The organism is Glaciecola sp. HA4-3 (assembly GCF_055693685.1).
Window position 1 is genome coordinate 2,200,001 of sequence record NZ_CM146340.1, and the last position, 24,282, is coordinate 2,224,282.

At 40.7% G+C, this 24,282-nt stretch carries 23 protein-coding genes, 1 rRNA gene and 4 pseudogenes (1 of these 28 running past the window's edge); 10 read left to right on the plus strand and 18 right to left on the minus strand.

Annotation, left to right across the window (positions count from 1 at the left end):
* The 6 genes from ACZ1G6_RS10435 to rluD all read right to left on the minus strand — a co-directional run.
* Window positions 1–334: ribosomal RNA gene (locus tag ACZ1G6_RS10435) — 16S ribosomal RNA — on the minus strand; it reaches 1,201 nt to the left of the window's first position.
* 364 nt (window positions 335–698) lie between these two features.
* Window positions 699–1,514, minus strand: a complete 816-nt coding sequence (pssA, locus tag ACZ1G6_RS10440) for a CDP-diacylglycerol--serine O-phosphatidyltransferase (protein WP_472616245.1) — start codon at window positions 1,512–1,514, stop codon at window positions 699–701.
* 124 nt (window positions 1,515–1,638) lie between these two features.
* Window positions 1,639–4,206, minus strand: coding sequence for an ATP-dependent chaperone ClpB (gene clpB, locus ACZ1G6_RS10445; RefSeq protein ID WP_472616246.1), 2,568 nt, complete (start codon window positions 4,204–4,206; stop codon window positions 1,639–1,641).
* Between the two features lie 76 nt (window positions 4,207–4,282).
* Window positions 4,283–4,876 (minus strand): peptidoglycan editing factor PgeF, encoded by a 594-nt coding sequence (gene pgeF / locus ACZ1G6_RS10450; protein WP_472616247.1) that lies wholly within the window; start codon window positions 4,874–4,876, stop codon window positions 4,283–4,285.
* Entirely contained in the window at window positions 4,839–5,078 is a 240-nt protein-coding gene (locus ACZ1G6_RS10455) for a laccase domain-containing protein (RefSeq protein ID WP_472616248.1), read from the minus strand. The genes pgeF and ACZ1G6_RS10455 overlap by 38 nt, the downstream gene beginning before the upstream one ends.
* 6 nt (window positions 5,079–5,084) lie before the next feature.
* A complete protein-coding gene (gene rluD, locus ACZ1G6_RS10460) occupies window positions 5,085–6,071 on the minus strand; it encodes a 23S rRNA pseudouridine(1911/1915/1917) synthase RluD (RefSeq protein WP_472616249.1) in 987 nt (328 codons plus the stop codon).
* Window positions 6,072–6,189: 118 nt separating this feature from the next.
* Here rluD and ACZ1G6_RS10465 point away from each other — a divergent pair, with 118 nt between their 5' ends.
* Window positions 6,190–6,960, plus strand: coding sequence for an outer membrane protein assembly factor BamD (locus ACZ1G6_RS10465; RefSeq protein WP_472616250.1), 771 nt, complete (start codon window positions 6,190–6,192; stop codon window positions 6,958–6,960).
* Between the two features lie 53 nt (window positions 6,961–7,013).
* Here ACZ1G6_RS10465 and ACZ1G6_RS10470 read toward each other — a convergent pair whose 3' ends face one another.
* From ACZ1G6_RS10470 to ACZ1G6_RS10480, 3 genes are all read right to left on the minus strand, one after another.
* Window positions 7,014–7,748: a ChrR family anti-sigma-E factor gene (locus ACZ1G6_RS10470; protein WP_472616251.1), complete on the minus strand. Its 735-nt coding sequence runs from the start codon at window positions 7,746–7,748 to the stop codon at window positions 7,014–7,016.
* The gene (locus ACZ1G6_RS10475; protein ID WP_472616252.1) at window positions 7,741–8,355 is read right to left on the minus strand and encodes a sigma-70 family RNA polymerase sigma factor; all 615 of its coding nucleotides are present in this window, start codon (window positions 8,353–8,355) and stop codon (window positions 7,741–7,743) included. The genes ACZ1G6_RS10470 and ACZ1G6_RS10475 overlap by 8 nt, the downstream gene beginning before the upstream one ends.
* Window positions 8,356–8,484: 129 nt before the next feature.
* Window positions 8,485–9,051, minus strand: coding sequence for an LON peptidase substrate-binding domain-containing protein (locus ACZ1G6_RS10480; RefSeq protein WP_472616253.1), 567 nt, complete (start codon window positions 9,049–9,051; stop codon window positions 8,485–8,487).
* A 152-nt stretch (window positions 9,052–9,203) separates the two neighbouring features.
* Here ACZ1G6_RS10480 and ACZ1G6_RS10485 point away from each other — a divergent pair, with 152 nt between their 5' ends.
* The 5 genes and pseudogenes from ACZ1G6_RS10485 (at window position 9,204) to ACZ1G6_RS10505 (ending at window position 13,678) form a co-directional block, all read left to right on the plus strand.
* Window positions 9,204–9,626, plus strand: coding sequence for a nuclear transport factor 2 family protein (locus ACZ1G6_RS10485; RefSeq protein WP_472616254.1), 423 nt, complete (start codon window positions 9,204–9,206; stop codon window positions 9,624–9,626).
* Window positions 9,626–10,382: pseudogene (locus tag ACZ1G6_RS10490) on the plus strand (SDR family NAD(P)-dependent oxidoreductase). Before ACZ1G6_RS10485 ends, ACZ1G6_RS10490 begins: the two are co-directional and overlap by 1 nt.
* Window positions 10,382–11,662: an NAD(P)/FAD-dependent oxidoreductase gene (locus ACZ1G6_RS10495; RefSeq protein ID WP_472616255.1), complete on the plus strand. Its 1,281-nt coding sequence runs from the start codon at window positions 10,382–10,384 to the stop codon at window positions 11,660–11,662. Before ACZ1G6_RS10490 ends, ACZ1G6_RS10495 begins: the two are co-directional and overlap by 1 nt.
* Window positions 11,659–12,408 (plus strand): DUF1365 domain-containing protein, encoded by a 750-nt coding sequence (locus ACZ1G6_RS10500; protein ID WP_472616256.1) that lies wholly within the window; start codon window positions 11,659–11,661, stop codon window positions 12,406–12,408. Before ACZ1G6_RS10495 ends, ACZ1G6_RS10500 begins: the two co-directional genes overlap by 4 nt.
* Before the next feature lie 16 nt (window positions 12,409–12,424).
* Window positions 12,425–13,678 carry a class I SAM-dependent methyltransferase gene (locus tag ACZ1G6_RS10505; RefSeq protein ID WP_472616257.1) on the plus strand — a complete coding sequence of 418 codons (1,254 nt, stop codon included), beginning with the start codon at window positions 12,425–12,427 and terminating at the stop codon, window positions 13,676–13,678.
* A gap of 69 nt (window positions 13,679–13,747) precedes the next feature.
* Here ACZ1G6_RS10505 and ACZ1G6_RS10510 read toward each other — a convergent pair.
* Window positions 13,748–14,692, minus strand: a pseudogene (locus tag ACZ1G6_RS10510) (flagellar motor protein MotB).
* Window positions 14,692–15,459, minus strand: coding sequence for a flagellar motor protein PomA (gene pomA / locus ACZ1G6_RS10515; RefSeq protein WP_472616258.1), 768 nt, complete (start codon window positions 15,457–15,459; stop codon window positions 14,692–14,694). Before pomA ends, ACZ1G6_RS10510 begins: the two are co-directional and overlap by 1 nt.
* Before the next feature lie 235 nt (window positions 15,460–15,694).
* Here pomA and ACZ1G6_RS10520 point away from each other — a divergent pair, with 235 nt between their 5' ends.
* The 4 genes and pseudogenes from ACZ1G6_RS10520 to dxs all read left to right on the plus strand — a co-directional run bounded on the left by ACZ1G6_RS10520 (window position 15,695) and on the right by dxs (window position 18,739).
* A complete protein-coding gene (locus ACZ1G6_RS10520; RefSeq protein WP_472616259.1) occupies window positions 15,695–15,922 on the plus strand; it encodes an exodeoxyribonuclease VII small subunit in 228 nt (75 codons plus the stop codon).
* 8 nt (window positions 15,923–15,930) lie between these two features.
* Window positions 15,931–16,635, plus strand: a complete 705-nt coding sequence (locus ACZ1G6_RS10525) for a polyprenyl synthetase family protein (RefSeq protein WP_472616260.1) — start codon at window positions 15,931–15,933, stop codon at window positions 16,633–16,635.
* On the plus strand, window positions 16,586–16,834 hold the full coding sequence (locus ACZ1G6_RS10530; RefSeq protein WP_472616261.1) for a polyprenyl synthetase family protein: 249 nt from the start codon (window positions 16,586–16,588) through the stop codon (window positions 16,832–16,834). Before ACZ1G6_RS10525 ends, ACZ1G6_RS10530 begins: the two co-directional genes overlap by 50 nt.
* A gap of 41 nt (window positions 16,835–16,875) precedes the next feature.
* Window positions 16,876–18,739 (plus strand): annotated as a pseudogene (dxs, locus tag ACZ1G6_RS10535) (1-deoxy-D-xylulose-5-phosphate synthase).
* 30 nt (window positions 18,740–18,769) lie between these two features.
* Here dxs and ACZ1G6_RS10540 read toward each other — a convergent pair.
* The 7 genes and pseudogenes from ACZ1G6_RS10540 to ribD all read right to left on the minus strand — a co-directional run bounded on the left by ACZ1G6_RS10540 (window position 18,770) and on the right by ribD (window position 24,264).
* Window positions 18,770–19,261 (minus strand): phosphatidylglycerophosphatase A family protein, encoded by a 492-nt coding sequence (locus ACZ1G6_RS10540; protein WP_472616262.1) that lies wholly within the window; start codon window positions 19,259–19,261, stop codon window positions 18,770–18,772.
* Between the two features lie 5 nt (window positions 19,262–19,266).
* Window positions 19,267–20,244: a thiamine-phosphate kinase gene (thiL, locus tag ACZ1G6_RS10545; protein ID WP_472616263.1), complete on the minus strand. Its 978-nt coding sequence runs from the start codon at window positions 20,242–20,244 to the stop codon at window positions 19,267–19,269.
* Complete coding sequence (nusB, locus tag ACZ1G6_RS10550) at window positions 20,245–20,667, minus strand: transcription antitermination factor NusB (RefSeq protein ID WP_472616264.1); 423 nt, start codon at window positions 20,665–20,667, stop codon at window positions 20,245–20,247.
* Window positions 20,668–21,145, minus strand: a pseudogene (gene ribH, locus ACZ1G6_RS10555) (6,7-dimethyl-8-ribityllumazine synthase).
* Window positions 21,146–21,242: 97 nt separating this feature from the next.
* A complete protein-coding gene (gene ribBA / locus ACZ1G6_RS10560) occupies window positions 21,243–22,346 on the minus strand; it encodes a bifunctional 3,4-dihydroxy-2-butanone-4-phosphate synthase/GTP cyclohydrolase II (RefSeq protein ID WP_472616265.1) in 1,104 nt (367 codons plus the stop codon).
* A 55-nt stretch (window positions 22,347–22,401) separates the two neighbouring features.
* Window positions 22,402–23,061 (minus strand): riboflavin synthase, encoded by a 660-nt coding sequence (locus tag ACZ1G6_RS10565; protein ID WP_472616266.1) that lies wholly within the window; start codon window positions 23,059–23,061, stop codon window positions 22,402–22,404.
* A 30-nt stretch (window positions 23,062–23,091) separates the two neighbouring features.
* Window positions 23,092–24,264 carry a bifunctional diaminohydroxyphosphoribosylaminopyrimidine deaminase/5-amino-6-(5-phosphoribosylamino)uracil reductase RibD gene (ribD, locus tag ACZ1G6_RS10570; RefSeq protein WP_472616267.1) on the minus strand — a complete coding sequence of 391 codons (1,173 nt, stop codon included), beginning with the start codon at window positions 24,262–24,264 and terminating at the stop codon, window positions 23,092–23,094.
* Between the last annotated feature and the right edge of the window lie 18 nt (window positions 24,265–24,282).

Sequence of the window (24,282 nt, forward strand, 5' to 3'; positions counted from 1 at the left end):
AGTCTGGGCCGTGTCTCAGTCCCAGTGTGGCTGATCTTCCTCTCAGAACAGCTAGAGATCGTCGCCTTGGTGAGCCTTTACCTCACCAACTAGCTAATCTCGCTTAGGTTCATCCCGTGGCGAGAGCGCAAGCGCCCCCTTTGGCCCGTAGGCATTATGCGGTATTAGCAGTCGTTTCCAACTGTTGTCCCCCTCCACAGGGCAGATCCCTAAGTATTACTCACCCGTCCGCCACTCGTCAGCAAAGTGCAAGCACTTCCTGTTACCGTCCGACTTGCATGTGTTAGGCCTGCCGCCAGCGTTCAATCTGAGCCATGATCAAACTCTTCAATTAAATATATCGAATTACAAATAAATTGTCGTAGACACTCTTAATGAGTGCCCACACAGATTGTCTTGTTACTAATTGTTAAAGAACGTCGCTTTAGACCGTGTCTCAAGCGGGATGCGAATAATACGCGCATCAGATTTTTTGTCAAGATTATTTCGATAAAAATGTCAAAAATCTTTTTTTGTTTCTAACAACATTTATCTGTCAATGACGACGATGAATGTTGTCCTTGCTTGCCTTGCATATCATGCTTATAAACAAGCCGTTTCAACATGTGCCTTAGGCCGTTGAAGCGAGCGCGCATTCTACACACATATAATTTAGGGTCAATAGCTTTTATGAAAAAAGCATGAAAAATATCTAAAACTTACGTATCTTGCTTATCACTCGCAGAATTATCTTCATTTGAGTTTGATGACTCCGTATTTCCCTCGAAGTCTTCATCTTCGGTTTCACCAACTACATCTTCCAGCGTCACTTTCTCTACTGTTCTAAATGTATTAATGGGACCTGCTACCGCATACATAACAAATACGATGAACAAGACAAGTGAAGGTGCTGTTGAAACAATAATAAACACCATGATAATAAGCAACAGTACAACAAAAGGGACTTTACCGTGCCAATCCACTTCTTTAAATGAGTTGTATTTAAAATTACTGACCATTAATAGACCAGAGATCCCGGTGATTAATGCCACAACAATGCCATAATCGACACCTGATATATCATTATCAACCCCAACCCAAACCATACCTGCGACAACCGCCGCTGCAGCAGGGCTTGCTAGTCCTTGAAAAAATCGCTTATCGGCAATGCCGACTTGAGTGTTAAAGCGAGCCAATCTAAGCGCGGCGGCCGCCACATATATAAATGCGGCTAACCATCCTATTTTACCTAAATCAAACAAGCCAAAGTTATAAGCAACTAATGCCGGAGCAACACCAAAAGACACCATGTCGGCCATAGAGTCGTATTCAGCACCAAAGGCAGATTGAGTATTGGTAATTCTTGCTACTCTTCCGTCTAGACCATCAAAAATCATCGCCACAAATATTGCAATCGCCGCATTTTCAAATTGCCCATTCATTGACATTACAACCGCATAAAATCCAGAAAAGAGCCCTGCAGTTGTTAGGATATTTGGAAGAAGATAAATTCCTCTAGGTCTATTTTTGGCCATATTCTCACTTAATTTTGACGATTAGTGGCTGAAGTATACCAAAAACTCACGGAAATTTAGTCACTTTTATACGGCTTTGCATCCACAGTTGTATTGAACGCCATTTTTCATTGTCGTTTATAATTCAAGAAATGAGGATCTGGCCCTCACTATAATCGACTCGCACAGTATCTGTATTAGATAACTTACTCTCTAACAATGCCTGTGCAAGGGGATTTTCAATTTGAATTTGGATTGCGCGCTTGAGTGGTCTGGCGCCATATACAGGGTCAAACCCAGCGTCAGCAATATGTGACAAAGCATCAGCAGAAATCTCAAACTTATACCCCATTTCATGCAGTCGCTGACGAAGAGACGCTAATTGTATTTTTGCAATCGACTTTATGTGATCTTTGGCCAAAGAGTGAAAAACAACAATATCATCTACTCTATTAATAAACTCAGGTCTAAAATGATTACCCACGACAGTCATTACTTTATCCTTCATAAGAGCATATTCTTCACCTGAACTATCTTGGATAATGTCAGACCCTAAGTTAGACGTCATAATAATCACTGTATTTTTAAAATTAACAGTCCGACCTTGTCCGTCAGTTAGGCGACCATCATCTAATACTTGTAAAAGTATATTGAATACATCCGGATGCGCTTTTTCAACTTCATCTAATAAGATAACTGAGTAAGGCTTCCTTCTGACTGCTTCAGTCAAATATCCACCTTCTTCATAACCAACATAACCTGGAGGAGCACCAACCAGTCGTGCAACAGAGTGCTTCTCCATAAACTCTGACATATCCAACCTAACCATTGCATCACTTGTGTCGAACATAAAATGGGCAAGCGATTTACATAGTTCAGTTTTACCTACACCAGTTGGCCCTAAAAATAAAAAGGAGCCCATAGGTTTGTCTGGATCTGAAAGGCCTGCCCGTGAACGTCTTATTGCATTTGAAACTGCTTGTACCGCCTCTGATTGTCCAATAACACGATTACCAATTACCGACTCCATATGAATCAGCTTTTCTTTTTCCCCTTCTAGCATTTTATTAACAGGTATACCCGTCCATCTAGATAACACATCAGCAATTTCAAGATCGGTGACTTTGTTCTTTAATAAAATGTTATCGGCTTGCTCATTTTCAACCACCGTCTCAAGCTTCTGTTCTAATTCAGGAATTTTTCCATATTGTAATTCTGACATGCGGCTTAAATCTGATGCACGTCTTGCAATTTCCAAGTCTAATTTAGCTTGTTCTAACTCAGCCTTAATACCTTGCGTACCTTGCATTGCACCTTTTTCTGCTGTCCAGATCGTCTCTAATTCTGCAAATTTTTGCTCTGCTTTTTCGCGATCAAGTTCAATTACTTCAAGACGTTTGTGACTGGCACTATCCGTTTCCTTTGCTAACGCTTGTTCTTCAAGTTTTAATTGGATAATACGCCGCTCTAGTTTGTCCATTTCTTCTGGTTTTGAGTCAATTTGCAGACGAATACTCGATGCTGCTTCATCAATCAGGTCGATTGCTTTATCCGGTAATTGACGGTCACTGATATAGCGATGAGACAGACTTGCGGCTGCAACGATTGCAGGATCAGTAATATCCACACCATGGTGTAACTCATACCGTTCCTTTAATCCACGTAATATTGCGATTGTGTCTTCCACGCTCGGTTGATCAACCTGCACTTTTTGGAACCGTCGCTCAAGTGCAGCGTCTTTTTCAATGTATTGTCGATACTCATCTAGTGTGGTTGCTCCTACACAATGCAACTCACCTCTTGCGAGTGCTGGCTTTAGCATATTGCCAGCATCCATGGCGCCTTCACCCTTACCTGCACCAACCATGGTATGTAACTCATCAATAAACAGGATCACGCGCCCTTCTTCTTTGGCAAGTTCATTAAGTACTGACTTTAAACGCTCTTCAAACTCACCTCTATATTTTGCCCCTGCCAGCAATGACCCCATATCCAGCGACAAAACTCGTTTGTTTTTAAGTCCCTCCGGAACCTCTGCGTTTATAATTCGCTGTGCCAGTCCCTCGGCAATTGCCGTTTTGCCCACGCCTGGTTCACCAATCAACACGGGGTTGTTTTTGGTGCGCCTTTGTAGCACCTGGATAGTTCTTCTTATTTCGTCATCACGGCCTATAACAGGATCAAGTTTACCCTGTTCAGCTCGTTCGGTTAGATCTGTTGTATATTTCTCAAGTGCTTGGCGCACATCTTCTGCGTTTTGATCAGTCACTTTTTGACCATTTCGAACATGCTCAATTGCTTGCTCTACTTTAGGTTTGCTTAAACCAAGCTTTACTAATAGTTGCCCAAGTGGCCCCTGATCATCAACAGCCGCTAAAACAAAAAGTTCAGAGCTAATAAAATCATCTTTTCGTTTTTGAGCGATTTTGTCACATGCATTTAGCAGACGAATGGTTTCTCGACCAAGTTGCACATCAACAGAAGCGCCTTGTATCTTTGGAAGCTTATCAATCATTTCATTGATTGAAGAGCGAAGACTGTTAATGTTGATACCAGCATGCTCTAATAGTGTGCGAACACTCGTACCATCTTGGTTTAACATTGCAGATAGCAAGTGCACAGGCTCGATGTATTGGCTGTCTCTTCCAAGTGCCAATGATTGTGCATCAGATATTGCTAATTGAAATTTACTGGTAAATTTATCTAAGCGCATTAACTGCTCCGGTTTCTATCACTCTTATAATAATAGAAATGGGTATTAACAATTAAAAATTCAAGACAAATCTAAATCAAAATAACTTAAGCGCAAGCGTTACCATTCTGCCAGTGCATGACAATCCAAGATGCGTAGCTTGGCGATGAGAAAATAAGTTTGGTGTTTTGTATGTGCAAAATTGCGAGCGCTGGACATCGCTTACACCGCAATCATCCAAAATATGATTTGCAATCCCAGCCAAATCAACCAAGAATTTTTGCTTCGATTTTGTTGTTTGATAGAAGGAATCAAAATGATGAAATTGAGAAATAATATCCTCACCCACCTCAAAGCAATCTTGACTAATACTTGGGCCAATCCAACATTTTACATGCTGAGGGTCTTCACATGATGCTAGTGCTTTTTCAATAATCCCGTCTAGCAATCCACGCCAACCAGCATGAAGCGTAAATAAGGTTTGATTTTTACTATCAAACATCACAATTGGTAAACAATCTGCTGTCATTACAGCAATGGGTACTCGTGATTGTTGTGTGAAAACCCCATCACATGGTTGCTCAGTTACGCTAAGGTAGTCATGAATTACATTTGTATGTTGCTGATTGAGCCACTTTATTTTCTGAATTGCACTATCTGTCGACATTTGATTCAACGCGTTTTTTTGCATCAAATACTTTTGTTAAATAAGCCATTAACAATGACCTATTTTCAGCAACATTGGCTGTGCTATCACCAACATGAGCCCCTAAGTTGAGCGAATCATAAGGAGAACTACTAATACCACCATCAGAAAACGTGGTAAAACAAATAACATTGTCGGCTAGAGGTATAACCGGCTTATCGACGCTGATAGCTACTTGATGAAGCAAAACTGACTACCACTGCTCTGGCATGTCATTGACTAATGTATCTTGCTTTAATGCATCTAACAATTGAACGAAGTCATCAGGCAAAGGCGCTTGCCAAGACATGCTTTGATTAGTTGTAGGATGCACGAGTGACAATTGCGCTGCATGCAATGCCTGTCTTTTAAAACCTCTCAGTATCGAGACGAATTCTTCACTCGCATTTTTTGGCAAGCGTGGTCTACCACCATATTGGATGTCGCCAACAAGAGGATGTTTGATATGAGTCATATGTACTCTAATTTGATGCGTACGACCTGTTTCTAACTTCAATCTCAAATGCGTATGAGCTCTAAATTTTTGTTTCACTCTAAAGTGCGTTACCGCTGGCTTGCCTGTTTCTTTAACTGCCATTAATGTGCGTTTGGTAGAATGCCGACCAATATTTTCATCGACAATCCCACCCGCAATCATATTTCCCAAAACAACTGCTTCGTATTCTCTACCCATCAGGCGATCTTGAAGTTGTTTTACTAAATGCGTTTGGGCACTGAGCGTCTTAGCAACCACCATCAGGCCTGTAGTATCCTTATCAAGGCGATGAACGATACCCGCCCGTGGTATCTGTTCTATGTCTGGAAAATGATTTAAAAGCGCATTTAATACCGTCCCTGACGGATTGCCAGCCCCAGGGTGAACGACTAGATCAGCAGGTTTATTTATCACCAATATATCTTTGTCTTCAAAGACAACATCTAGCTTGATATCTTGTGCTTGATTAAAAACTTGGACCGTTTGTTGGGCGTTAATAGATATGGTTTCTCCGCCTCGAAGCTTTGTCCTAGGCGCTTTTACTACAGAGTCATCGACGCTGACGCTACCTTCTAAAATCCATTCTTTTAGTTTCGAGCGTGAATATTCAGGGAACAAACGCGCAATAGATTGGTCTAGTCTGTTATCATAATGCTCATCAGGCACAATCGCATTAAGTTGAATTGAATTGACTTGTTGGTTCATAAAAAGGATCATATGCAAATAATGCCGATAGTATACCAAGCCTATGCGCAAATTGCTCATTAGCTTGAGGCTTAGTTAGCGAATATTTCACCAAATATAAAAGAGTAGTTTAACAACAATGTCAAAACATCAATGGATCTCATCATTTATTATTATTGCATCTTTGTCTTTAGGCGCTTGTTCAAGTGTTGAAGACGAACAAAGAGAGGCCGTTGCTAACCAAGGCGCCAACGCCTTGTATCAACAAGCAAAAGAAAACATGGATGTCGGTAACTTTTCTGCTGCAGCACAAATTTTGGCCGGTATTGATTCTCGTTTTCCATTTGGACCTTTATCACACCAAGTCCAATTAGATTTAATATATGCCCATTATAAAACCGGTAATATTGAACAAACATTAGCAACCATTGACCGTTTCGTAAGATTAAACCCTAACCATGCTGATGTTGAATATGCCTTATACATGAGAGGCGTAAGTAATATGGAGCAAGACGATAACTTGTTTCAACGTTTATTTAATGTTGACCGTTCTGACCGTGATCCATCTAAATCTCGTGAAGCATTTGAGGACTTTAGGCGACTATTGGAAAAATTTCCTGACTCAAAGTACTCTCCAGACGCAAAGCAAAGAATGGTTTTCATCAAAGACCGTTTAGCTAAATATGAAATAGAAGTTGCTCGGTTTTATATGCGCAGAGAAGCATGGGTTGCTGCGGCTAATCGCGGTAGATATGTATTAGAGCATTTCTCTGACACACAACAAATACAACCCGCACTTGAAATAATGGTTTCCAGTTATGATCAGATGGGACTTGATGAGCTGAAAACAAACGCAATGAAAACGCTCAGACTTAACTTCCCTGATAGCGAATTCATCATGTTAGATTAAACATCGTATCAACAAAAAAGCCCGCTATTGCGGGCTTTTTTGTTGATTGTTGTCTATTTAGTATTTGTAGCGAAGTATAACTGACTTAATGGATTGATTAATTTTGCCCATCCGGAGGTGAAATACAAGGGTTGGTCAATTACGCTAAAAACCAAACAACCATCCTTAGATTCAGAAACAGGTGAGTGTGTATGATTATCGTTCAATGAGATATAATCACCTGAGTCATATTCACTTATTCCATCGCAAAAGTCGCCGTCAATAACTAATGTAAGCTCAGTACCTTTGTGAGTATGCTCTGGTACACTACCACCTTTTTCCATGTATATAAATTGAGCAAGCTTTCCGCCACCGATATCAACTTGCGCCTGCCATAGTTTTCCAACCAAGTGCGTCCATGAGCCAATTCTGCTTGTTAAGCGTTGCAAGGTTACAGGCAAATTAAATCGTTTTCCTTCCAGTTCAATAAAGGTCAATGGCTTCATCAAAGAGGCTTGCTCTTCGTCATAGTCTCTTTGGTGAGTGATAGACTCGAACATCGTGATAAATTCACGACCTATAAACGCGGTTTGGTCACTTAAAGGTCCAGTGATATTAGTCAGCATATCCTCATTTTCGTTACAATCCCCTAAGGCATCTATCGCCATGGCGTGGGTATACTGGTCAACTTTTTCTTTGCACGTAGCGCACATATCACAATGAGCAGATACAACTAAAAGTTCTGCAGAACTAGCTTTAGCTTCTACAAAGCTTTTTAATGCGCTATTTTGTGGGTGAAACTTAATCATGTTCCTTGAGCATATCCTTTAGCCTTTGCAGTGCTAGTCGTGTTCTAGATTTTACTGTCCCTAATGGGATTTGTAGTTCATCTGCCACTTCTTGCTGCGACTTACCATCTATATAAATAGCTTCAATTACTAGTTTTTGTTTAACCGGCAGGTCTTCAAAGTAATGACCTACTTGCTCGAGTGTTATTTGTTCGTCGAGCGGCGCGATTTTGGTGTCCGCAGTTTGCTCGCAAAGTACCGGCCATAAATCATCTGAACACACATCTTCTTTACGATTTTGCAATTTGCGAAGCATATCAAATCGTATATTCCGAGCTATCGTAAAAATCCAAGTAGATGGCGATCCTTTCTCGGCATTAAATAAGTGTGCTTTTTGCCACACATTTGACATGGTATCTTGCACAAGTTCCATTGCAAGCGCTTCGTTCCCCATTTGCTTAAGAGCATAAGAACGCAGTCTTGGCGCAAAATAACTAAACACCTTAGAGAAAGACAACTTACATCTTTGTGTGGCTACTGTATTTAAGTATGCAGACATTTCAGCAGCACACTCTTTCGGCTTGCTGGTTTCGTTTCGTTGCTGATCCAAAGGAATCCCGATTAACATTTCACTCTACCTTGTCGTAACATGAATATAGTCTGTGATTGAGTATAGCGAAAGTTTGTCGGTTAAATAGTTAAATAAAGTTAATATTATATCAACCTCAGCCTGATGAATGTGCAGCTTCACATCCCTTTATTCGATCAACTCCACTAAATAGTTTAGTACTGTCTTACAATTTTCTTGCGATAAAAAGTACTGTTTTTGCTCAGCACCAACCGGTAATAGCTCTAACCATCGGTTTATAACCCATAGAGGATCGTCAAAACGAACGGTTTCATAAAGTGAGCTAACATCTGGGTATTTGTCAAAGATCTCTTTTAATCGAAGGTGTAGTGGACCTAGTTCGTCAATATCAAGTTCGCAAGTCCAATTCTCAGTAGGCTTGCACTGTGCAACTCTTAACTCGTCGTTTTCTGTCGTAATTTCACCGATGCTCACAGATTTTATTCCCTCAACCGTGACACCTAGAAACCCATCATCAAGCATATCAAAGTCTATTACGGTGCAAAGCGTTCCAAGCGGGAAGATGTGCGTATTAGAAGACACGTCACCTGCACTGTTTAACATGCAAATTACAAAACCATCACCACTTGCACATGCATTTTTTATCATTCGCACATACCTAGGCTCGAAAATTCGCAACGACATGCGGCCCTCGGGTAAAATATGTGATGATAAAGGAAAAAGTGGACGTTTCATTATGATGTACTAAAGTTAAGGATTAAACATAAATTTATACTATACAAACAAAGGAATAGATCCTTTTGAAATACAATTAAAAAAACTTAATTATCTGATCTCAACTATACTCAAAGCGTAATATCAACACAAAAACTGTGTATATAAAATTAATGACCTTATTAGAAAAATTTTCAAGCTTTTATACAGACCTTGCTTCGATGAAAATTGAGGCACTTTCTGACATATATGCGCCATCCGTCCTTTTTATTGATCCAATCGCTGAGCATGAAGGCTTGCCGGCTGTAGAGAACTACTTCTCTCGATTACTAAAAAATGCAAAATTCTGCACCTTTACCATTCACAGCCGCGAATCTTGCTCTGAACGTGAGCACGTCGTTACTTGGACCATGTCATATACATCAAGCAGGATGAATAAAGGAAAACCAATCAAGGTTGATGGCATTACGTTACTGCACACCCAAGATAATCTGATTATTAGGCATCGTGACTACTATGACTTGGGACAAATGGTATACGAAAACGTGCCTATACTCGGTAGAGTGATAAAAAAAATCAAAGGGGGAATGGCATAATGAAGACAATATTAATCACCGGAGCAACATCAGGCTTAGGGGAGGCGCTAGCATATAGGGCAGCTGATGCTGGCCACAAAGTGATAGCATGCGGTCGAAATCAAGATAAACTATCTGAATTGGCTACCAGAGATAATGTGCTAGCACTTCCTTTTGACGTGACTGATGAAACCGCAACCCGGGAAGCCTTAGCCGAGATTAAATGTGACATTGTGGTGTTAAATGCGGGAACGTGTGAGTATGTCGATATACGCGACGTTAAGCCGGACATGTTTAGGCGCGTTTTTGATATCAATTTGTTTGGTGTGATGAATGTGATTGCAGCCATTCTTCCTAATCTTGAAAGGGGCGATAAGTTTGTTTTTGTTGATAGCTTGGCGAGGCTCTTACCATTTACAAGGAGTCAAGCATACGGTGCTAGTAAAGCAGCGCTGCATTATGCCGCAAAGAGCTTCGAGGTTGATTTAGCAAGTCGAGGAATATACGTGCAAACTATGTCGCCTTAGCTTTGTAAAAACACCGCTTACAGACAAAAATGATTTTCCCATGCCTATGTCAATTACCGCTGAAGCGGCCGCTGAATATATGCTAGATGGGATATTGTCTAGTAAATCAAGTGTCCACTTTCCTAGACGTTTTAGTTATATGGTCCGTTTTTTGAATATGTTGCCTGAATCCTTTCAGCGCAAAATGTGCATAAATATGCGTGGCTCATTAAAGAAAAGTAAGCAGTCTAAAAGCAAGGAAAATGCTTAATGAAACAAAGAGTTGCGATAATCGGAACTGGCATAGCAGGCATGACATCTGCCTACCTGCTAAACGAAGTAGCTGATATTACTGTTTATGAAGCAAACGATTATATAGGTGGTCACACGGCTACAAAAAACGTTAAGGTTAATGGGAAAGAATATGCCATTGACACTGGTTTTATCGTATACAATGAGTGGACATATCCCAACTTCATCAAATTGCTAGAGCGTTTAGAGGTGCCTACTCAAGCTACCGAAATGAGCTTTAGTGTAAAGAACTTATCTAACTCACTAGAATATAATGGCAACAATCTAAATTCACTTTTTGCACAAAGGCGGAATCTTTTCTCACCTCGCTTCTATCGCCTTACTTTAGATATAGTCAAATTTAACAAAGTATGTAAAGCTCATATCGAGGCAAATTTAGATACCGAAAACATCACGTTACTAGAGTTTATAAAATCTCACAAACTAAGTGATGCGTTTGTAGATAACTACATTTTGCCAATGTGCGCTGCTATTTGGTCTACAAGTCTGGAAGCTTCGGCCAATTTTCCACTTTCGTTCTTTCTGAGTTTTTTCAATAATCATGGTTTACTGAACATAACAAACAGACCGCAATGGTACACAATTGTTGGTGGCTCAAATCAGTATGTTGGCCCAATAACGGCGCCTTACTTAGATAAAATAAAACTATCAAGTCCGGTAAGTAGTGTGGCAAAAAAAGACGATACTTATTGTGTTGTTAGCAATGGGGAGTCTGAACACTATGATCAAGTCATTTTTGCTTGCCATAGCGACCAAGCTTTGTCGATGCTTCAAACTGACAGTTTTGAATCTGATTTTGCGAAAGATCTAAATGACGTATTAGGCGCTATCCCTTACGCTGAAAACGATGTTGTTTTGCATACTGATGAGTCGCAGCTACCCGATAGGCGCTTAGCTTGGGCAAGTTGGAACTATCGTATTAGCGGCAAAAAAGATGAAATTAGTGCGCCAGCCGCCGTGACGTATAATATGAATATTCTTCAACGTATCCAAAGCGACACTACGTTTTGCGTCACGCTAAACAACACCGCTCAAATAGATCCTAGTAAGATATTAGGGTCATATAATTATTCGCATCCTCAGTTCAGCCCAAGTATGGTTGAAGCGCAACAAAAAAGAGCGCTAGTTTGCGGTAAAAACGGCCTTCATTTTTGTGGTGCATATTGGTACAACGGCTTTCATGAAGATGGTGTCAGAAGTGCCCTAGATGTGTGTAAACGTTTCGGAGCCTCTCTATGAGTGATGCTTGTTTGAGCGACTTTGAAAGTGCGATTTATACTGGCGAGGTGTATCACAAGCGTAGTCAGCCAAAAATTCACGAATTCACCTATAAAATATACTTATTTTGGATAAAGCTTTCGGAAGTGCAGGCGCTTGCTAATGAAAACAAACGCTTTAATACACAAAGCAAGTCAAGCGGCTTTTCTTTATTAAACTTTTGCAGAAGTGATTATTTATATGATGCAGATTTACCGCTAGAAGAAGTCGCTTTAGCTCGTATGAGTGAACTCGCTAATACTCCTCTTGAAGGCGACATTTTTTTGTTATGTCAAATGCGCACTTTTGGTATGTATTTTAGCCCAGTAAACTTTTATTACTTGCGTAACAATGATGGCTTATTTACACATATGTTAGCGGAAGTGAGCAACACGCCGTGGAACAAACGACACCACTATCTTGTTGACTTAGATAAGCAGGATGACTCTCAGAAGTCTTTCCATGTATCACCTTTTAACCCAATGGATATGCAATATAAATGGAAAATCCAGCAACCAAGTGAAGACCTGCGCCTTCATTTGAGCTGCTATAAACAAACAAAACACTTTGAAGCTGCAATTAATATGCGTAAAAAAGCGCTCAATGATTCAAACATTAACGCTTGTCTACTCTCAATCCCTAGCATGACTATAAAAACAGTACTTGGGATTTATTGGCAAGCAGTCAAATTATTTATTAAACGTGTTCCAATTTATACGCACCCTTGAGAATAAGGAAAGACTAATGTCACATGCTGAACAAACTATGCAAGATTCATCTTCAATTACATTTTGGGAGAGAACATGTAAGTCAATTTTCTTTGCTGCTCTTAAACATCTACCCAAAGGGCATCTTATCATTCAAGAAAATGGACAAGAAGTGGGCAAATTTGGGAATCAAGACGATGATTTACATGCCATTGTGAACATTATTGACTATGCGGCTTACCCTAAATTGGTATTTGGTGGCAGTATTGCTTCTGGTGAAACGTTTACTGATAATTTATGGGACACCCCTAATTTAACCAATGTTATTCGTATCTTTGCAAGAAACTTGGAAACACTTGATAAATGGGAGAAAAAGTTTAAATGGCTAACAATGCCAGCTAACAAAATTAGTCACTTAGCAAATAAAAACTCAACAGAACAAGCCAAAAAGAACATTTCAGCGCACTATGACTTAGGTAATAAGTTGTATACAAAATTTTTGGATGAATCAATGATGTATTCATCTGCAATTTACCCTGATGCAAATGCATCTTTGGCTCAAGCTCAAGAATATAAACTACGCACCATTTGTGACAAACTTCAACTAAGCGAAAACGATCATTTGGTTGAAATTGGCACCGGCTGGGGAGGACTGGCAATATATGCAGCAAAACATTATGGCTGTAAGGTTACCACTACAACGATATCTGATGAGCAACATGCCTTTGCGACGCAATGGATAGAAAAAGAAGCGCTTGGCGACAAAATAACCTTGCTCAAAAAAGACTACCGCTTACTTGAGGGTAAATATGACAAATTAGTATCGATTGAGATGATAGAAGCGGTTGGCAAAGAGTATCTTTCTAATTTCTTTGACAAATGTGCTTCTTTACTCAAACCAGATGGTTTGATGTTGCTACAATCCATCACTATCGATGATAGACGGTATGACAGCTACGCCAATAGTGTTGATTTTATTCAGAAATATATATTCCCAGGTGGTTTTTTGCCCTCCCAGATGGTCATTAATCAGCATTTAAAGAAATTCACTGATATGTCAATTGCTGATGTGCATGACATTGGACTTGATTATGCAAAAACCTTGAAAGACTGGTTTGAGGCATTTAATCAGCAAACTAATGCTTTGGCAGACGACGGATACGATGAACGATTTAGGAGGATGTGGCAGTATTATCTTAACTATTGTGAGGGCGGCTTTATGGAAAGAGCAATTAGCACTGTTCAACTGGTTATTAGAAAGCCGCATTTTAGACAAGGCATCGTACGGTAAACGATTGCAAGTACAAAAAAGCCCAGATATATCATGTGGGCTTTTTTATAAAGTGCTTAGCATATCGGCTTAAGGGTCTTGCTCTGATTCAGTTTCTAAAACAGAGATTGGGTCAGAAAATTTGGGCTTACCTTGCAAAATAGCAATTTCAACCCTTCGATTCTGCGCCCTTGCTTGTGCTGTCTCTCCACCAGTAATAGGCTCATTTGCCGCTTTGCCAATTACTCTCATTCTCGTTTCATCAAACCCGCGTGCCAATCTTAATTCCTCAGCAACAGCCACCGCTCGTTGTGCTGATAAATCCCAGTTTGAGCGATATAACTCATTGGCAACGTGACCACTATCACTGTGCCCAGTAATTTCTATCGTGCCAAGGCATATCGTTTAGCAAAAGGCCTAAGTTACGAATTATCGGCGTAAATTGCGGTTGAAGAAATGCTGAACCTTCAGAAAATGAACCATTCTCACGAATACGAATAACGATTTGCTGCCCCAAATTTTCAACGTCAATTGCACCATCTTTAATTTCTTTTTGTAATAACTCTTCTACTCGCTTCTTGTTCTCTTCGATTTGATCTTGTTGAGCAGCTGCCGCTGCGGCTGCTGCCGTTTGGTTTGCAGTCTGTGGTGACTGGCCGCCTCTAAATGAACCCTGTTGCTTTTGGCGTCCACCAGCAGAGTCGTCATCACCTTCTTGGAAGTTGAGCATTGGCTTAGTAATGTCTTGAGTTATTTGCTGTACGGTTTCAATTGGTGTGGGGTCTGGCTTGCCGGGTCTAAACTCCAACGCGACAACACTCGTACCTTTTGGTATATCCTTCAACTCGATTTTATTTTGCACCCCAAAAGCAAACTTCATTGAACCTGCTATCTGCTTAAATTTTTTCACATCCATTTCAGAAAACGACAATAACAGGACAAAAAAGCACATGAGTAAGGACATAAGATCTGCAAATGTACCCATCCAAGCGGGTAGACCCTCGGGGGGCATTTTGGACATTCTTCCTCTTCCATTACGCTACTTCCTCGGTTGCGACTTCACGTTTACTTTCGGCTAAATATCCTTTCAAGACACCTTCAATCACGCGAGGATTTTGTCCATCAGCAATCCCTAAAATGCCGTCTAATATTAGACTTTGATTCAGTTTCTCTTCAACTGAACGCACACTTAGTTTAAACGCGATTGGCAAACAAAATAGGTTCGCTAAAATAGCGCCATATAATGTTGTTAACAATGCAACTGCCATCGCAGGTCCAATTGCTTTGGGGTCGTCCATGTTGGACAGCATCGCAACTAAACCAACCAAGGTGCCAATCATTCCCATTGCTGGAGCTACATCTCCCATTGATTTGAAAATGACCGATCCTGCTTCGTGGCGCTCGGTTGTATTTGAAATATCTTTGCCCATCGTTGAACGAACGACATCTACATCATGACCGTCAACCAACATATCAACGCCCTTTTGCATAAATGCATTGTCAATTTCGGCTTCCTCTAACGCCAAAAAACCGCCTTTTCTAGCTTTATCCGCCATATCAACAATTTGTTCGATTAATTCATCTGGTGTTTGAATTTTGAAAGAAAAAGCTTTTGCAATCACCTTGCCAGCACCTAAAAACTGAGACAAGGGATATTGCATTACGACAACAAATATAGTGCCACCAAAGACAATCAATACTGAAGGCACATTGAAAAATATCCCTAAATCACCACCAAGTACCATCGCCATAATAACGAAGCCTATTGCGCCAATAAAGCCTATTATTGTTGCTAAATCCACGGTTAACTCCCACCAGTATAAATATCAAATAAAAAATATGTGTTTGTGCCATAAAGTATGAAAAAACTATGCCACTATTTAATTCACCAATTGAATAGTAACTAGACTTCAAATGGAATAACGGCAAAGTGAGAAAATTCTTTACTCTTAAATCCGGTATTTTATTCCTCTAGCAATTGAATTTATGCGGCCTGTCGGGTAAGGTTCATGGCATAAAATATTGGATTAATTAAACATGAATATAGAATCACTATCGTTTGAAGATGCAATGTCTGAATTGGACAAGATTGTTCTTGAAATGGAGCGCGGTGAAATTCCTTTAGAGACCTCTTTAAAGCAGTTTGAACAAGGGGTTGCGTTGGCGCGCCACACTCAAAAGTTATTGAAAGATGCTGAGCAGAAAGTACAAATTTTGACTCAACAACAAGGTCAGGAAAACTTAGAAACATTTGACGAGCAGTAAGGCTGTTTATGTCGTTGCCAAATGAAATTAGAGGCCAGCTTGATTATGTTCATCATGCGTTAGAACAAGCGTATTTAGAACATGCTCAAAACTTACCTGTACCTAGTCAGAAATTACATGATGCCATGCGGTATTCTTTGCTAAATGGCGGTAAACGGCTGCGCCCGTTATTAGTATTTATTGTTGGGGATATGTTGACACTCAAAGAGTCAGACCTAAAGCACGTAGCCCTAGCATTAGAGTGTATTCACGCATATTCTCTTGTTCACGATGACCTTCCTGCGATGGATGATGATGATTTAAGGCGAGGAAAGCCTACTTGCCACATAAAGTTTGACGAAGCGACCGCTATTTTAGCGGGTGATGCCCTGCAGTGTTGGGCGTTTGAGATACTATCGCTAGCGCCCATGACAAGATTTGCCGCAAGCCGCAAAATTGAATTAATTACTTATTTAAGTCAAGCAGCTGGGGCAACTGGCATGGTTGCTGGACAAAGTTTGGATTTACTCGCTACAGACAGCGATATCAGTCTTGAGCATTTGACTCAAATGCATCGTTTAAAAACAGGTGCACTGCTCAAAGCAAGTATATTGATGCCCTGTCTACTGAGCCAAAATATGCTGCCAGAGCATCAAGTATTGCTTGGCACATTTGCAGACTGTATTGGCACTAGCGTTTCAAATACAAGACGATATTCTAGATGTTACTACTGATACCGATACATTGGGTAAGCCTCAAGGTTCTGATGCGCAAGCAAACAAGGCAACGTTTGTTTCGCTACTAGGATTAGAAGGCGCACAAAAAGAGCTACATTTACAAAGAGATATGGCATTAAACGCACTAAGCAATTTGCCTTATGACACAAGCAATTTACATAGCTTTGCTCAGTTTATGGTAACTCGTACTTACTAAACCTGACAACAGAGCCAATACTAAAGAAGACAAAAATTAAAATGAGTTTAGATCTTTCAAATTATCCGCATTTAGCCAAAGCGAATATCCCACAGGAGTTGCGTCAGCAACCAAAAACATCGCTAAAAGCAATTGCCGATGAACTTCGTCAATACTTGCTCAATAGTGTCAGTGCAAGTAGTGGTCACTTTGCTTCGGGGCTAGGAACAGTCGAACTCACCGTCGCGCTTCATTACGTTTTCAATACGCCATTTGATCGTATTGTGTGGGATGTGGGTCATCAAGCTTATCCCCACAAAATCTTAACAGGAAGACGTGAGCGCATGCAGACTATTCGGCAAAAAGACGGGCTGCACCCGTTTCCTTGGCCTGCTGAAAGTGAGTACGACACTTTTGCCGTTGGTCATTCATCCACTTCAATAAGTGCGGCATTAGGTATGGCAATAGCTGCAGAAAAAGAGGCTAAAGGTCGTCGTGTTGTTGCCGTAATTGGTGATGGAGCAATGACAGCTGGGCTAGCTTTTGAAGCGCTTAATCACGCAGGCGATATTAACAAAGATCTTACAGTCATACTCAACGATAATGAGATGTCTATCTCGGAAAATGTTGGCGCCTTAAATAGTCATTTAGCTAGATTATTAACAGGTAATTTTTTCAATAGCATTAGAGATGGCGGCAAGAAGTTTTTATCAAATGTTCCCCCAATTAAAGAATTAGCCAGCAAAGCTGAAGAACATATCAAAGGTATGGTAGCCCACAGGTACTATTTTTGAAGAATTAGGCTTTAATTATATTGGGCCTATCGATGGGCACGATGTGGACGCAGTCGTTGACACCTTGTCAAATATGCGAAGCATGAGCGGTCCAAAACTATTGCATGTTGTCACTAAAAAAGGAAAGGGCTACACACAAGCTGAACGAGATCCAATTAAATGGCATGCCGTTCCTAAGTTTGATCATACCACCCAAGAATTTCCTAAAAGTAAGCCTAGCTCGCCAACTTTTTCCGCAATATTCGGCAACTGGCTGTGCAATATGGCGGCAAATGACAAAGATCTAGTAGCAATTACTCCTGCGATGCGTGAAGGCTCTGGTATGGTGAAATTTTCACAAACTTATCCGGAACAATATATTGATGTAGCAATTGCTGAGCAGCATGCTGTAACACTTGCGGCAGGATTAGCGCGAGAAGGTAAGCATGCCATTGTTGCTATTTATTCAACGTTTTTACAACGTGCATATGACCAATTGATTCATGACGTAGCCCTACAGAACCTACCCGTTTTATTTGCCATCGACCGCGCTGGAATTGTTGGCGCTGATGGTCCAACTCACCAAGGTGCTTTTGATATCCCATATCTAAGATGCATCCCTAATATGATTATCATGACCCCAAGCGATGAACAGCAATGTAGCCAAATGCTATACACTGGACATATTGCACAACAACCGGCATCTGTTCGTTACCCCAGAGGAGCAGGTATAGGCGTTACGCCAAAAGAAGAAATGGAAGCGCTTGAAATAGGAAAAAGTAAGCGTTTAAAAAGCGGTTTAAAAGTCGCTATTCTTAATTTTGGAACACTTCTACCAGAAGCCCTGAAAGCTGCTGAGCGCGCTAATTATAGCGTTGTTGATATGCGCTTTGTAAAACCGATTGATGAAGCGGCAATAATTGCACTAGCAAACGAACATGAGTTACTAGTCACATTAGAAGATGGCGCAATTAAAGGAGGAGCAGGCAGTGCTGTAATGGAAACCTTGCATGCTAATAAAGTCTTGGCACATGTGCTTATGCTTGGTTTGCCTGATAAATTTATTATGCAAGGTACGCAACAAGAAATGTACGCGGAGCTTGGTATTGATTGTAATGGTATTCTAGACGCCATAGACCGGTTTTTAGCATAAACCAAAAAATTGGACGCAATATTTAGCTAACTAGAAATAGTTAGCTAATAAAAAGTAACCTAGGTGCATGGCAGACATTGCGAATATACCAGCTACGATATCGTCAATCATAATACCAAAGCCGCCATGAATGTTTTTATCGAAAAAGCTTATTGGCCAAGGCTTCCATATATCAAAGACTCTAAAAAGAAGAAACCCTACTAAAAGGGTGTGCCAATTAATATCTATAAAAATGAATACTAGCATCATGCCCGCAATTTCATCCCACACAATGGCACCATGATCATGTACCCCTAAATCCTTACTTACGTTTTCGCAAATAAAAATGCCTAACAAAATACTCAATATCGTCACTATGAGAAAAAGGTAACTAGGTAAAAAGGACATACCGAATATTAGAGGGATTGCAGCTAATGACCCCATGGTGCCGGGCATAAATGGAATTAAACCGGTCCCAAAACCAAAACCTAGAAAGTGACTAGGTTTATAAAGGCTTACTTTGTCGCGATGTTCTTTAAGCATCGTATTTAAAAGTGTTTATAACCTGCACTTTGAGACTCCTCAAGCGCATAGGTTTCATTTTCTAATCGCACATCGACTTTCCCTGTGGCCCCTGTCATTTGGCCAATACATGCATAATCGATTGCGTAGCTGTCTAATGCATTTAATACTGCTGTTCGATGCTCTTCACAGACGGTAAACAACAGTTCATAATCATCACCAGCGGTGGTTGCATATTTAAGTGCATCATTCAATTCAGCCACATTTTCACCTAAGGCTGGAGACAGAGGTAACTTTTCTAAGTGTAAAAGCACGCCGGTATTAGACGCATTAGCAATATGTTGTACATCTTGGAGTAAGCCATCTGAAATATCAATACAAGCGCTTGCTAAACGCCTTAAGCTAGTGCCAGCAAGAATGCGTGGTGTTGGAGTAAGATGTCTTTTTATTAGATATTCCCTTGCTTGCTTATCCTGGATATCAAGCTTACCCATGAGTATGTCGAGGCCAGCACCAGCATCACCTAAGGTTCCAGTAACAAAAATCCAATCATCCTTTGCTGCACCACTTCTTTTAAGCATGCTATCGGGCGGCACAAAACCTTGTGCTGTGATGGTAATCGAAAGTGGCCCTTTAACAGTATCCCCGCCTATCAATTGAACCGAATAGTATTCGGTTAGTTCAAATAAACGTTTTGCAAAATCAGATAGCCACCGCTCGTCAGCCTCAGGCATCGCCAATGATAGACTCAGCCATGCAGGTTCAGCTCCCATTGCGGCCAAATCGCTAAGATTTACTGCAACAATTTTTTCAGCTAAGTCGCTGGCTTTGGTGCCTGCTAAGAAGTGAACATGCTCAATCATGGTGTCAGTGGTCGTGACCAATAATTGATTAGGAGGGGGCATTGTTACTGCAGCATCGTCTCCAATTCCAACATTGACATCTTTTCTCGCATAAGTTGGATTTGCAAAATACTGCTTTATTAAGTCAAATTCGTTCGCCATTTAGGTTCTTTCGTTGGCTCTTAAGGTTTTGACAGCTTTATCTAATGCACCATTTATAAATTTATGACTTTCTTCAGCGCCAAACGTCTTAGCTAACTCGATAGATTCATTAATAACAACTTTATATGGTGTATCGATACGTTCTAATAGTTCAAAGGTCGCAAGACGCATAATTGATTTTTCAATGGGGTCTAACTCTTCAGGTAGCCTACCTAGATAAGCTTTATACGCTTTATCAATTCGTTCTGGGTCTTGTGACACCCCAGCAAGGATGGCTTGAAAATATTCCATATCTACTTTTTTCATGTCATTAGTAGTGGCCATAGTCAGCTCAATTTGCTGCATATCGTTTCCACTTAACAACCAAGCGTACAAAGCTTGTAAAGCAAGCACACGTGCTTGCTTTCTATGGGCAGGTTTCACTTATAAAGCCTCGTCAATCGCACTAATTACATTTACCATTTCAAGTGCCCCAAGCGCCGCTTCAGAGCCTTTATTTCCAGCTTTTGTGCCTGAGCGTTCGATTGCTTGTTCAATTGAATCCGTGGTAATTACACCAAACGCTACCGGAATCGTAGCGTCTAGCGATACTTGAGCAAGCCCTTTATTACACTCACCAGCAACAAAATCAAAATGAGGTGTTCCGCCTCGTATTACGGCGCCAAGCGCGATTATCGCGTCAAAACCACCTTTTTGAGCCAGCTTCTTTGCTACGATGGGTAACTCATAAGCGCTAAGGCACTCTTACAAGAGTAATATCATCAGGATTCACTTCGCCATGTCGTTCTAAAGTATCTAGCGCACCTTCCAACAAACTTTCTACTACAAAACTATTAAATCTTGAGACAATTACAGCAAATTTCTTGCCTGTCGCGCGAATATTACCTTCAATAACCTGCATCTAGAGTACTCCTGATAATTTTGGGCGCAAAGTATAGCACACTGCTATATGACTAGTCGCCTTTTTTAATGCTTATGTGTCGTTAGCAAATGCTATGCTAATCACTTTCAACGTATTCAACCACTTCAAGACCAAATCCTGATAGAGCAGAATACTTGACGGGCTTGCTTAGTAGACGCATTTTCTTGATACCTAGACTCGCTAAGATTTGACTCCCTACGCCTACAGTCCGAGAAGACCCTTCCCACATTTTAGATTTTCCCACCTCGTTATTGTCTTCTGCTTCAAATTGCTTTACTTGGCCAATCAGATCTTCTTCTTTACCAAGCAAAACAATGACTCCCCCTTCATTAGCCACTTTTTCCATAGCATTATTGAGTGAATATGACCGATTAATGGCGCGCGTAGAACCAAGTAAATCACTAAAAGTGTTGTGCAGGTGAACACGTACCAATGTTGGTTGTTGTGTATTTACTTCACCTTTTTGCAAAACAAAGTGTATTTGTTGGTCTATTGAATCTTTAAAAGTATGAAGATCGAACTCACCAAATGTTGTGGGTAATTTGCAGGTAGCTACCTTTTCAATAGTGGTCTCATTTAAATTACGGTATTCGATAAGATCAGCAATTGTGCCTATCTTCAAATCATGTTCTTTGGCAAAGACCTCAAGTTCAGGTCTTCGCGCCATACTGCCATCTGGATTCAAAATTTCAACAATCACGCTGGCAGGCTCGCACCCAGCCAAGCGAGCTAAATCTACGCCTGCCTCAGTATGCCCAGCCCTATTTAATACACCACCTTCTTTGGCAATCAATGGGAAAATATGCCCAGGCTGGACGATATCATCGCTTGAGGCATTTTCATCAACTGCAGCTAAAACAGTACGTGCTCTATCAGCAGCGGATATCCCTGTGGTAACACCTGTTGCAGCTTCAATTGAAACGGTGAAATTAGTAGAGAACTGAGCAGCGTTGTTATCTACCATAAGCGGTAATTTTAAGCGCTTACATCTGTCTTGCGTCATTGGCAAGCAAACTAAACCACGGGCGTGTGTAACCATAAAGTTGATGGCCTCAGGCGTTACATGCTGGGCAGCCATGATCAAGTCGCCTTCATTTTCTCGATCTTCGTCATCCATTAGAATGACCATTTTGCCTAGTTTTATATCTTGAATTATTTCTGCCGTACTATTAAGTGCCATTCTACTATCTCAGTGTGTGGTAACGGTTTTAGAATATTAAGTGTTTACTATCTGTTTATTTTAAATAGCCATGCTCAGCCAAAAAAGTCATGCTGATATCATTATTTGACGAATCAGCTGCTTTGTCACCTTGAAGTAAGCGCTCTAAATATCGAGCAACAACATCTACTTCTAAGTTTACTTTAGTGCCAACTTTGTATCCACCTATAACGGTTTCTTGTAGTGTATGAGGAATTAACCAAAGCATAAACGATGCACCGTCAAGTTCATTAACTGTTAAACTGACGCCATCAACAGTGATAGAGCCTTTGTGCGCAATATATTTTGCTAAATCATCAGGGGCTTTTATCCAAATCTCGACATAGTTACTGTGCTCGTTAATAGCTTGGACTGTGCCAAGGCCGTCAACATGCCCGCTGACAATATGACCACCAAAGCGGCTATCAGCTCGCATCGCTTTTTCAAGGTTAACTTTGTTACCTACTTGATAATGAGCAAAACCAGTATATTTTATCGTTTCGGCTGAAACATCTGCAGCGTAAAAATTCTCACCCTTATCTACAACCGTTAGACAAACTCCGCTAGTGGCAATGCTATCTCCTAAATGTACATCCGAGGTATCAAGTTTGCCTGTGTTAACGACTAAACGATAATTATCACCTAAATCTTTAAGTGATGTGATTTCCCCTGTTGCTTCTATAATGCCTGTGAACATTCGTTTATTTATCCTTTTGGGACTATGATTTTACAACGCTAAAATAACTTTAATATCGGGACCGATTTTTTCCAGACTAGCAAATCGCCCATTTATTGCGTCAGCTAACACCTCAGGCGATACTATCTCAGTCAAGCCTTTGGCTTGACTACCTAAAATTTTAGGGGCTTGATAGATAATCAGTTCGTTTACCAAACCTTGACTTATTAAGGCTCCTGATAGTCTCTCACCAGCTTCTACCCAGACATGATTAATATCTCGTGATGCCAAGTCTTTTAAAACTGCCTTTAAATCAACTCGTGTATCGTGCTCAACACTGGGCATTTGAACTTGCTCAAGCACCTGATGACTGTGCGCTGATTGCCCTATGTTAACGTTCGAATCACTATTATAGACCAGTGTCGCATAGCCATCCTTGCAAACATTTAGTTTATCGTGCAATTGATTACGCCCATCAATAATAACGCGCAAGGGCTGCTTATCTCGCCAGCTAAAGGCATCGGCCACATCTATTTTGTGGCCTAAGTGAAGAATTTTGTCATCAGGTAATTCATCTACACGAACATTTAAGCGTGGATCATCAAATATAACGGTACCTGACCCCGAGATAATGGCGCAACTTTGCGCGCGATGCAATTGAACATCCTGTCTAGCTTCTTTACTCGTAATCCATTGACTTTGACCATCAGCCAAGGCCGTTTTACCATCTATGCTGGCAGCAAGTTTGACCGTTACAAAAGGTACCCCATGTACCATTCGATGAAAGAATTCGCGATTAATCTGTTTTGCTTGCTCGGCCAAAAGTCCACACTCAACTTTTATTCCTGCACTTTCAAGCATTTTAATGCCTTTACCTGCCACTTGTTTATTAGGATCCACACAGGCAACAACTACACGTTTTACATTAGCGTTTATTAATGCTTGAGCACAAGGACCAGTCTTGCCATAGTGCGCGCAAGGCTCAAGTGTTACATAAACTGTTGCATTTGTTAGTTTTGAAAGGTTTTGAGATGCAATAGAATCGAGAGCTTCAATTTCAGCGTGTTTGCCCCCTGCTTTTTTATGAAATCCCTGTCCAATGATTGCATCATTATCATCACAAATAACACAACCGACACTCGGGTTTGGCGTGGTAGAGAATCTCCCGATATTTGCTAAAGCAAGTGCTTTATTCATCATGTCGGTATCGTGTTCATTAAACATGGTTTTCGTTACCCCACG